Below are 9,235 nucleotides of genomic sequence, written 5' to 3'. Positions count from 1 at the left end.
GCTCGCGAAAATCGACGGGCTCAAGGATGCCGTGAAGGCTGGCGACTGGGCAGGCAAGGCGGCGCAGGACACGCTTGTGACCGGCACGGTTCAGGCCGGGGTGGGCACGGCGCTCTATGGCGGCGACCTGGGCCAGAATCTGCTCGACGGTCTGCGCGGCGCGGCGGTGGATGCCCTGGGGGCGAAAGCCGCCAATGAGATTGGCGCGGCCGCCAAGGCTGGCGATCTGGACTACGTGACCCACAAGATCGCCCACGCCGCCCTTGGCGGTGCCATGGCCGCTGCGGATGGCAAGGACGCCGCCAGCGGTGCGCTTGGTGGTGTGGTGGGGGAGGTGGCGGCGCAGGCGTTCCTCACGGAAAAGCTGAAGACGGGCATCTCGGAAAAAGACATGCCCGCCCTTGAAGAACTCGGCATCAACTACGGCAAGCTTGCCGCAGGGCTTGTCGCCGCGCTCTCTGGCGCAGACGTCGGCACCGCATCCATGACTGCCGACAACGCGGTTCGAAACAACTGGGCGGAATCCGCCTGGGACGCCTTGTTTGTCCTCTACGATTTGGGCAAAATTCAGTACGGTCGCTACATCGACGACAAGGGCATGGTCCAAGAGGGATTCATCGACCTCGCCGCCGATAGCACCGCCCTCTTGATTCCGATGGTGCCAGCGGGCATGACGAAGCTGGCGAGGGCGGGAGAAAAGGCTGTTGCGTCTACGGTTTCAAGAGAGATTAAGCTGGTTGACGGGTTCTATGAAGCGGAGGGATCGGCGTTTAAGTTTTCAAAGTACTACTATGAAAGACTAGGCATTCCGAAAGAAGTCGGGAAAAGTCCACGACTCGCAACGCCATTTTTGGCTGCGGAGGAAGTATATAAAACTTCTGGACCAATTGTGAAAGATTTTAAACCGGGCTTTTACAAGTACGACAACGGTGTTATGGAAATGATATATAACCCAAAGACAAAAGAAGTGTGGCACTTGCAACACAAGTCAGGACGTTGACGATGAAAACGAACACAAAATTACGGTGTCAGTCAATTCTGTGCATGCTGTATTCATTATACTGCTCCAGCGGGTGGCCAAGAGTAGATCTATTTGAATCGATTTCAAAATGTATACCGGATGTTGATAGGCTGACTGCTGACGATTACATGAACTGGAACGAAATCAGCGCAAAGTTCCATAGCGATGCATGTGCGAGTATCCTTGGAAACATATATGACCAGACTCGCCTTGTGATGTCGCAAACAGAATACGAGCAAAGCGGTAAGGTATTTGAGTGCATAGAGTTTATACTTAACATGGCAGCAAATGCATCAAGCCACGGTCTAACTGTAACCGATCGCTTGGAAATGGATTGGCGTGAATACGATCGCCTTGACGTGCCGGAAGAGCGACTTCGATACTATAACAATGTGTTGGCGGAATTCAAAGAACAGTAAGCGTCAACCAATCGCCCGGCCCCAGCCGGGCCTTTTTGTTCCTTGAAAGCTGAATAGGCACTTGCCCGTGCCGCCAGCGGCGCGCTGGGGGCCGTGGTTGGCGAGGTAACGGGCGATTTATTCGTGCAGAACTGGCTGCGCGGCAAGCTCACGGACCCTGACTCCCTGCGTATCCTCTCAAAGGAAGATGCGGACAAGCTGAAGGCCGAGAACGAGGCACTCAAGGCACGGGGAGTTGATGTCGCCAAGCTGACCGCTGGCATGGCTGCTGCCTTCGCAGGTCTGGACGTAACCACCGCCGCAAAGACAGGCGGGAACGCGGCTGAGCACAATGTGCTGCCCCTGATCGTGCTGGGAGGCATGATCGCCCTGGAGTTGATCGATAAGGGCATTCAGACGTACAACGCTTGGCAGTTCGCAAAGGCGATACAGGAGGGCGACACCGCCAAGGCCGAGGAGTATGGCACCGAACTTGCCTTGAGCCTGGGCACTGACGCCATCGCTGGAAATGCGGCCTTCCTCAAGATGCTCAAGGGCTTTGGCCTGCTTGCCCTGAGCACCAAGATTGGGCAGAAGGTCGAGAAAGTCGCAAAAATTGTTTTGCCAAAAAGTGTGATCAAACTATCCGAAGCGAATATTACCAACAGCGGCAGGACAGTTTTGGGTAGCTTTCCTGGATATATTGAACAAGCTAAGGCAACTGGATCAAGCTACTTTGATATCGGCAACACATGGAATAATTTGTCAAATGAACAGCGTTGGGCTGCAAATGTTCATTTTCTTGACATGATTGCTGCTAAAGGTGATGTGGTAAACATTACGATTGCTAAGTCAGCGATCAGGTCAGATTCAATATTGGCTGATGAGGTTCGTCATCTTATAAATAACAGAGGCTACCAATGGGCAGGCCCCAATACGCTTCGAAAGGTGAAATAGAATGGTGGGGATACTTGTCTTCATATTGAGATTCTGCGTGCCATATTTCTATGATTATGGGTTCCGATTTGTTGGAAGTGATGCAACAAATAGCTTTGGAAATGCGTACGTAGACATCTCTAACGGTTCGTTTGTGATGAGGTTTGTATCCGACAAGGACCAGCTGCAGTTGTCTTTCATCAAGGAGGCCACTGGGGCAAAAGAGTATTCCATTGACTTGGTCTATCAGCTCGTTTCGGGTACGGTTGGAGAGACTGGATTACTTGTCGATAGGTATGGCCTGTTTCTCGCCCAATATGCGCAAGATATAATAGTCGTTTTTAAAGATGAAAATTGGAGTAACACCCAGAAGATGCTTGAGCAATACCAAGAGGAGCGCTCAAAACGGATGTGGGGATAAGTATCGCCCGCACAGATATTTCCTCCACCACCCGCTGGAGCAACTGGAGGCCATCGAAAGGATGAACTCCATACTCTTCAGCCCAGCTACTGCGAAGTGATTTGCGAGACACGACAAGGCCCGGCACTCCGCCGACCCTTTTTGTTCTTTGAAAGCTGAATAGGCTTTTGCCCACGCCGCCAGCGGTGCGCTTGGTGGTGTGGTTGGCGAGGTGGCGGCGGAGGCGTTACGCAAAGATCTGCAGGACAAATTTCTCACAGGCAAAGTAGAGCCAAAGGACATTCTGTCCTGTGTGGATCGTGGCGTTAACATTTCCAAGCTGATGGCAGGCCTCGCCGCCGCCTTCTCAGGCTTGGAGGTAAACACTGCGGCCACAACCGGTGGTAACGCTGCGGAAAATAACGCATTTGCTATCCCCGTGCCCCACCCAGCACTTGCCGCCTTGATGGGCTCTGCGGCCTTCCTCTCCGCGATGAGTAAGGCCGATTGGAAAAAAGCGATTGAATCCGCGGGGAATTCAATTGAGAAGCTGAATGAAATTATCCGGGAGAAAATCCAAGAGTATCAACAGCAGCAAGCGACAAGTAATCCCGGTGGACTAGATGGTACGCCGCTCAATCCTCCCGATATCAAGACAGGCACAGAGCTTGTGCCTCCTAAGGTTGATACTCCGGCAGCCGAAATCTACCCAGACAACGGCGGGACAGTTCCACAGTTGCCCGGCGGGACGAGCATAGGGCAAGATGCTGAGGACTTTACAACAGTCACGCCAATAGTCCAGAGAAGCCCTTGGGATTTCATATTCACAGAAAATGATGCCGCATCTACTGCCCAATTTGGTACGACCCCGCATGGGCGTCCCTTGACTAAACATTATGAAACTGAGACCGGGCCACTAAGAAATATTCCCGGTAGCGTTATTGACAACGTGATTGAAACAACTATTGGCTTGCCTGTCGGGGGTGGGAAAACAGTTTACTACGATCCTGTAAACAACGTAACGGTGGTAACCGGTGACAAGGGATCCATTGTTAGTGCTCGAAAAGGTAAACCACGAGGAAGCCAAGCAAAATGAATACGACTACGACCGTCATAAGATACAGTGTTGTCGAATTGTGGTTTACCGATGCCCATGTCGTCACAAACCCGGTCCAAATCGAGACCTCTGTGGACATAGGCATGATGGGAGACATAATAGGTATCGAGTTTATAAATCTAAAACACAGTATTGGTCAGCATGCCGTAGACGCTCTTGGCACATACAGTGGTGCATTCTTTACGTTTACGCATGATGATGAGTCTGACGCGAGCTATATTCGCTTTTCTTCTGGAGACTCAGTAAATCAAGTTCCCTCTTTGACCACTATATCACTAGGGAAAAACAGTAGACTTGAAGGACTCATAACAAAATACAGCATCGACTAACCTAGCCACTTACCAACTAGTTAATGTTACAGTGCTTGGTGCTAGTCGTTTCGCTTCGGCCCGGCCCCGCCGGGCCTTTTGTTCTTTGAAAGCTGAATAGGGAAAAGAACAGCCGCACAGAAGGCGGCGTCACCCTCAAGGCCTCAAGGCTGGAGAGCGGCGGCTCTGTGCGGCTGGAGTCCGCCACGGGCGAGATCGCCCTGCTCACCGACACCTCCAGCGTGTACAGCCAGGAGAAGAAGTCCGGCTCCAACGTGGTCTGGCAGTCCACCCGCGACAAGGGCAACGCCGACCAGAGCGTGGAGCACACGGAGATCACCGCCACGGGCGACATTCAGGTCATCGCGGCGCAGGGCATCCGGGTGGAGTACCGCGACACCGGCAATGTCGACGACTCCATAACGCAGCAGCAGCACCAGCGTGGCCTCCCGGGTCTCCGCAGGCGGCGCGCTTACCGCCGAGGCGGGCAAGGCCGGCGCGGGCGATCTCGTGGTGGCGGGCAGCACGGTCAGCGCCACACAGGATGTCAAACTGGCTGCAGCAAGCAACGCAAACATCTTGGCCGCACAGATGACGAGCTCCAGCCAGTACCAGAGCAGCAGCTCTGGTTTCGGTGGGCTCATCTCCTCCTCTGGTTCGAAGGAGAACCGCAAGGTGACCACGGAGCGCAGTGAGATCGCCGCAGGGGGCGATGTCAGCGTTGAGGCGCAGAAGGACATCACGCTGACCGCCGCGAAGATCACCTCCGGCGGTGAGACCCAGCTTGTGGCGAAAAGCGGCAACGTCTCCCTCCTGACCAGCAAGGACAGCGAATACAACCGCAGCGTTTCCTCCAACGTCGGCTGGCTGACGTGGTCGTCCCAGGACAAGGGCAAGAGCGCCGAGACCGTCGTCAATACGCTCATCGCCACAGGCAAGGGCCTCACCATCACCAGCCGCGACGGCGTCACGGTCGAGTACAAGCAGACCGGCGACCTGCGCCAGGATATTCAGCAGCTTTCCCAGGCCCAGGGTCTGGAATGGATGGGCGAGCTGCTCAAGCGCGACGACGTCAACTGGAAAGGAGTCCAGGAACAGTACGAGAGCTGGAACAAGAAGGATGGCGGGCTTTCGCCTGCTGCGACCATCGTGCTGGCCATTGCCGCTTCGGCTGCGACAGCAGGATGGGCTTCGGGATACTCTGCCAGTCTACTTGGATGTGAACTGGGCAATGGTGGTGCTCTTTTCCTAACCGGAACCACCACGGCCGCCTCGGCGACGCAGATGGCTATACATAGTGCCTTAGTCGCGGGCATCACCTCTACGGCTTCTAATATTACGATTGCTGCAGCGAACGCCGCTGCAGGCGGAAATCTTGGCAAGAGCCTGGAGTCCATGGTCTCTGAGCAGGGCGTTCGTTCACTGCTCGCAAGCATGGTGCTGGCCGGGGAAATGAGCAAGTTTGGCAGCACCTTTGATACGTATCCCGCAGTGGGGAAAATACTGGCGACAACTACTGTAAAAACAATTACCAGCAATATTGTCGGCGGGAATGACCTTGAGAAGGCCTTCCTCACCTCGCTCGGATCCTCATTTTCCAGCTACGCCAGCGGGAAAATTACCGGAGCCGAGTTGAACAAAGCCGTCAGCATCATCCTGCAAGGCGCGTCAGGTGCAGCCGGGGCCGCTTTGGCAGGAGGGGACCCCCTTGAGGGGGCCCTGAGTTCCATGGTTGTGGAGATGGCGGAATGGGTTAAGGCCACTCCTCTAAGTGCGGCGCAGAAAGCTGAAAAAGAGAAGTACTCCGCGATGGATAATTGCGCGTACGAAGCTCAATGCAAAAGCGTAACGGTCGGCGGTGAAAAATACGTTAAACTTGACCCAGGCAACCTTGATGCGCTTGAAGATAAATCAGTCGCCAAACTCGCTTCGGAGCAGTTAGCAAAGGCAGGCATTGATCCTGACAAGTTGGTTAACAGCGCGACGAATTTGGGGATATCTATTTACTATAAACCGGCGAACGAAACTGGTGCAATGAAGGCGATGGGCGAGGTTGTTATCGCTGTAAAGGGCACAGAAATAACGAGTTGGAAGGATATGGTGACGAATGTTAAACAAGCATTCGGATATGGGGGCACCCAATATGATGTTGCTACGAACACGGATAACTTAAAAGTCTTAAAATATTTCGCAGACAAGAACAACTGTATGATTGTCGCAACTGGGCATTCGCTGGGAGGTGGCGTTGCAACAGCAATGGCTTCAACAAATTACATCGACGAAGCAATCGTATTTAACCCTGCCGCGGTTAACTCAAATACGATTGCGAGAGCCGGCGGAACTGGCAGCGATGCGGACAACAAGACGACAGCATATGTAAGTAGGAGTGACTTATTGACGAACCTCCAGGATTTGATTTTGAACCCAGCATTTGGAAACAAAATATACGGAACGCGCATCACGACGGATGGGGCTGGTCTTCATGGGATTGAACCATTTATGGCGGCAAAGAGTGTAACCCCGTAGTACATTATAGGAGACGTTCCCATGCCATTGTTCAGGTTCGTATTATTATCCGTAGTGATGTTCCTCTATGCCTGCACGTCCTACAGCTCCGACCCCGACATCGCCATGTTGGAGCGCGCTGCGGCGCGTGCGCCCAAAGGCCCGACTCCACCTGCGTATATGACGCCAGCAGAGATGTATCCGGGCAACCCGCAAGCGCAGGCCCTCGTCAAGGCGGCCATCAAAGGGGATGTCAAAGAGATTGACCGGCTCATAGACGCAGGAGCCAACCCGAATGACGTGGGGGCGTATGGCAAGACCGTGCCGGGATGGGTGTTGTTCCATCCGAATGTCGCCGGGTTTAGGCGCTTACTTGAGCGAGGTGCCGACCCGAACATCATCTGGCACGATGGAACACGTGCGCAATCTTCGCTGTTGCATTTTACAATATATATGTCTGACAAAATTGGAACCGATTACTTGAAGATGTGCCTTTCTGTTGGCAAGGGTAATCCTAACCTTGAGCCCCCTGATGGCAGGGAGAGGCCAATCGCTGTTGCAGTTAACAACATTAACACTGACGCATTTTATATATTATACAATGCTGGAGCTGATATAGATTATAAAATAAGAAGTAGCTATAGGGCAAGGTCACTTGCTGAGGTTTGCGCATCACAGAATAATCATAGAATACTATTCATTCTGCTGTCGAGTGGCGTTCACTATAGCACTGAGAAGAGAGGTGTTTGGGATTTGCACTCGTCCCTACAAGGGGAGATGGGCGCACACTATGCTCGGGACAAAAATGACCCCTTGTACATATGGTTTTGGAGGTGCGTCGATTTTCTTGAGAAGCGAGGCATGAAGTTCGATTATGGGATTGCTATACGCCCCGCTGTGCTAGACACCACGCCGCCGGACATCCTTGGGCCGGAGGCGGACAAATGATCCAATACTTGAAGCGGAGCTGGCCCATGGCAGTGGTTGTGACGTTGCTCACAGCTTTTTCCCTCCCTGGCTGTGCATATTTGGAGACAGACCCCATTCTTGCCAAGCTGGAGCGTTCGAAGCGAAACGCAAAGCCCCTGCCAACGCCTGTGTACAGGATGAGCCCGGCAGAAGCGTACCCGGACAATCCGCAGGCGCAGGCCCTGGTCAAGGCGGCCATCAAGGGGAACGTCAAGGAAATTGACCGGTTGATTGATGCCGGGGCTGACCCAAACGCTGTTGGGTTCGGTGGCGTCACTGTGCCCGGCTGGGTGCTCTACAAGCCGAGCAAGGCCGGTTTCCGCCGCCTGCTTGAGCGCGGGGCGGACCCAAACAAAATATGGTACGGCAAGTATTCCCAGAAATCCCTCATGCACATGGCCGTGGAGGAAGCACCGAAAATCGGCGTGGACTATCTGAGGATGTGCCTTGAAATAGGCAAGGGCGACCCCAACCTGGAGCCGCCGGACAAAAATTACCGAGTTATAGCCGAAGCAGTGAAGCCTGGACAAGAGGCAGCCTTTGCCATGCTGTATAAGGCTGGCGCGCAGATCGATTATTCGTCAAATGGGTTCAGCGGTTATTCGCTTGTCCAATATGCTGCAAGCTCGAGTAACTATAAACTCACACTTTTCATGCTGGAACAGGGTGTGAACTATCAGCACACCGGAGAGAAAAGCATCAGAAGCCTTCAGCATAGCATACAAAACCAATTCAAGCTTGGCGGATGGAAGGGGTATGAGGAACTCCCAGGCGAAATGTGGTTTTGGCGCTGTGTGGACTGGCTGGAGAAGCGCGGCATGGTGTTTGACTACACACCGTATAAAGGACGCTATCCCCGCGTGCGCCCCGCCGTGCTGGACACAACCCCGCCGGACGTGCTGAATGTGCCAACGGCCAAGGCTGCGGAGCAGCCCAAGAACCTGAACATGCTCATGCACCAGGTCGATCTGACGTATCCTTTGCCCTTTTGGGCCGACACGCCGGAAACCAGCGAGAACGTAAACGCCCGGCAGACACAGAAGCCCGGAATCATCACCTTGGACTATCTTCCCAAGGGTCAGACAGAAAACGACTGGAAGACCTTCTACACTGCCGGTACGGCCTATACGCCCGGCACCACCCTGGACGAGACCCTGCGCTTGGTGCAGAAAACCCTGCGCACAGGTTTCGGCTCGGAGGCCACCATCACCAGCGAGGAGAGCGCCCCGGACCACCACATCCTGCGCTTCGCCATTGCCGACGCCTCCCACATGGAGGGCGTCCTCTACATCGGCCGGTTCATGGACACCATCGTGACCGTGCGCGCCATATGGCGCAACGTGGACGCTGCCACGGCCAGCGCCTACCGCGCCAAGGCCCTGGCCGGAATGCGCCAGATCGTCATGAAGAAGGGGCTCACCGTTCTGCCTGCGAACTAGGCGAGCAAGCCGGATGCAGCGATACTCAGACACGAAACGAGGAATTCAAAGTGAAAGCCACCACAGGTTCTAAACGCGCCGCAACTCTTACTGTTCTTGTGTGCCTCTTCCTTGCCTGCTCCGTTGCCCAGGGGCTTGCCGA

At 54.1% G+C, this 9,235-nt stretch carries 9 protein-coding genes and 1 pseudogene; 9 read left to right on the top strand and 1 reads right to left on the bottom strand.

Features of this window, described 5'->3' with window-relative positions; all coding sequences use genetic code 11:
* The 5 genes from CHB73_RS16315 to CHB73_RS16635 all read left to right on the top strand — a co-directional run.
* Positions 1–1,000, top strand: a 1,000-nt coding sequence (locus CHB73_RS16315; protein WP_179217109.1) for a DUF637 domain-containing protein, incomplete at its 5' end; no start/stop codon positions are given.
* A gap of 2 nt (positions 1,001–1,002) precedes the next feature.
* On the top strand, positions 1,003–1,440 hold the full coding sequence (locus tag CHB73_RS16640; RefSeq protein ID WP_179217108.1) for a hypothetical protein: 438 nt from the start codon (positions 1,003–1,005) through the stop codon (positions 1,438–1,440).
* A gap of 93 nt (positions 1,441–1,533) precedes the next feature.
* Positions 1,534–2,376 (top strand): hypothetical protein, encoded by an 843-nt coding sequence (locus CHB73_RS16310; RefSeq protein WP_089275669.1) that lies wholly within the window; start codon positions 1,534–1,536, stop codon positions 2,374–2,376.
* A gap of 1 nt (position 2,377) precedes the next feature.
* A complete protein-coding gene (locus CHB73_RS16305; protein ID WP_089275668.1) occupies positions 2,378–2,776 on the top strand; it encodes a hypothetical protein in 399 nt (132 codons plus the stop codon).
* Between the two features lie 199 nt (positions 2,777–2,975).
* Positions 2,976–3,851, top strand: coding sequence for a hypothetical protein (locus CHB73_RS16635; protein WP_143337450.1), 876 nt, complete (start codon positions 2,976–2,978; stop codon positions 3,849–3,851).
* Positions 3,852–4,217: 366 nt separating this feature from the next.
* On the opposite strand, the gene CHB73_RS17365 is transcribed toward CHB73_RS16635, so the two are convergent.
* The gene (locus CHB73_RS17365) at positions 4,218–4,526 is read right to left on the bottom strand and encodes a hypothetical protein (protein WP_143337448.1); all 309 of its coding nucleotides are present in this window, start codon (positions 4,524–4,526) and stop codon (positions 4,218–4,220) included.
* 95 nt (positions 4,527–4,621) lie between these two features.
* Between CHB73_RS17365 and CHB73_RS17360 the strand changes: the two are divergent.
* From CHB73_RS17360 to CHB73_RS16285, 4 genes and pseudogenes are all read left to right on the top strand, one after another.
* Positions 4,622–4,750, top strand: a pseudogene (locus CHB73_RS17360) (hypothetical protein); the annotation flags it as partial.
* Positions 4,751–4,855: 105 nt separating this feature from the next.
* On the top strand, positions 4,856–6,706 hold the full coding sequence (locus CHB73_RS16295) for a DUF637 domain-containing protein (RefSeq protein ID WP_179217106.1): 1,851 nt from the start codon (positions 4,856–4,858) through the stop codon (positions 6,704–6,706).
* 21 nt (positions 6,707–6,727) lie between these two features.
* A complete protein-coding gene (locus CHB73_RS16290) occupies positions 6,728–7,633 on the top strand; it encodes an ankyrin repeat domain-containing protein (RefSeq protein ID WP_089275665.1) in 906 nt (301 codons plus the stop codon).
* Positions 7,634–7,791: 158 nt separating this feature from the next.
* A complete protein-coding gene (locus CHB73_RS16285; protein ID WP_235641641.1) occupies positions 7,792–9,093 on the top strand; it encodes an ankyrin repeat domain-containing protein in 1,302 nt (433 codons plus the stop codon).
* Positions 9,094–9,235 lie beyond the last annotated feature (142 nt).

The organism is Humidesulfovibrio mexicanus, assembly GCF_900188225.1.
In the GTDB taxonomy this organism is placed as follows: domain Bacteria; phylum Desulfobacterota; class Desulfovibrionia; order Desulfovibrionales; family Desulfovibrionaceae; genus Humidesulfovibrio; species Humidesulfovibrio mexicanus.
This window is presented reverse-complemented; position numbering and strand designations above follow the sequence as displayed.

Bases quoted from the DNA above. Each gene is read 5' to 3' on its own strand.
- CHB73_RS16640 (WP_179217108.1), top strand. From the start codon at position 1,003: ATGAAAACGAACACAAAATTACGGTGTCAGTCAATTCTGTGCATGCTG.
- CHB73_RS16285 (WP_235641641.1), top strand. From the start codon at position 7,792: ATGAGCCCGGCAGAAGCGTACCCGGACAATCCGCAGGCGCAGGCCCTG.
- CHB73_RS16305 (WP_089275668.1), top strand. From the start codon at position 2,378: ATGGTGGGGATACTTGTCTTCATATTGAGATTCTGCGTGCCATATTTC.
- CHB73_RS16290 (WP_089275665.1), top strand. From the start codon at position 6,728: ATGCCATTGTTCAGGTTCGTATTATTATCCGTAGTGATGTTCCTCTAT.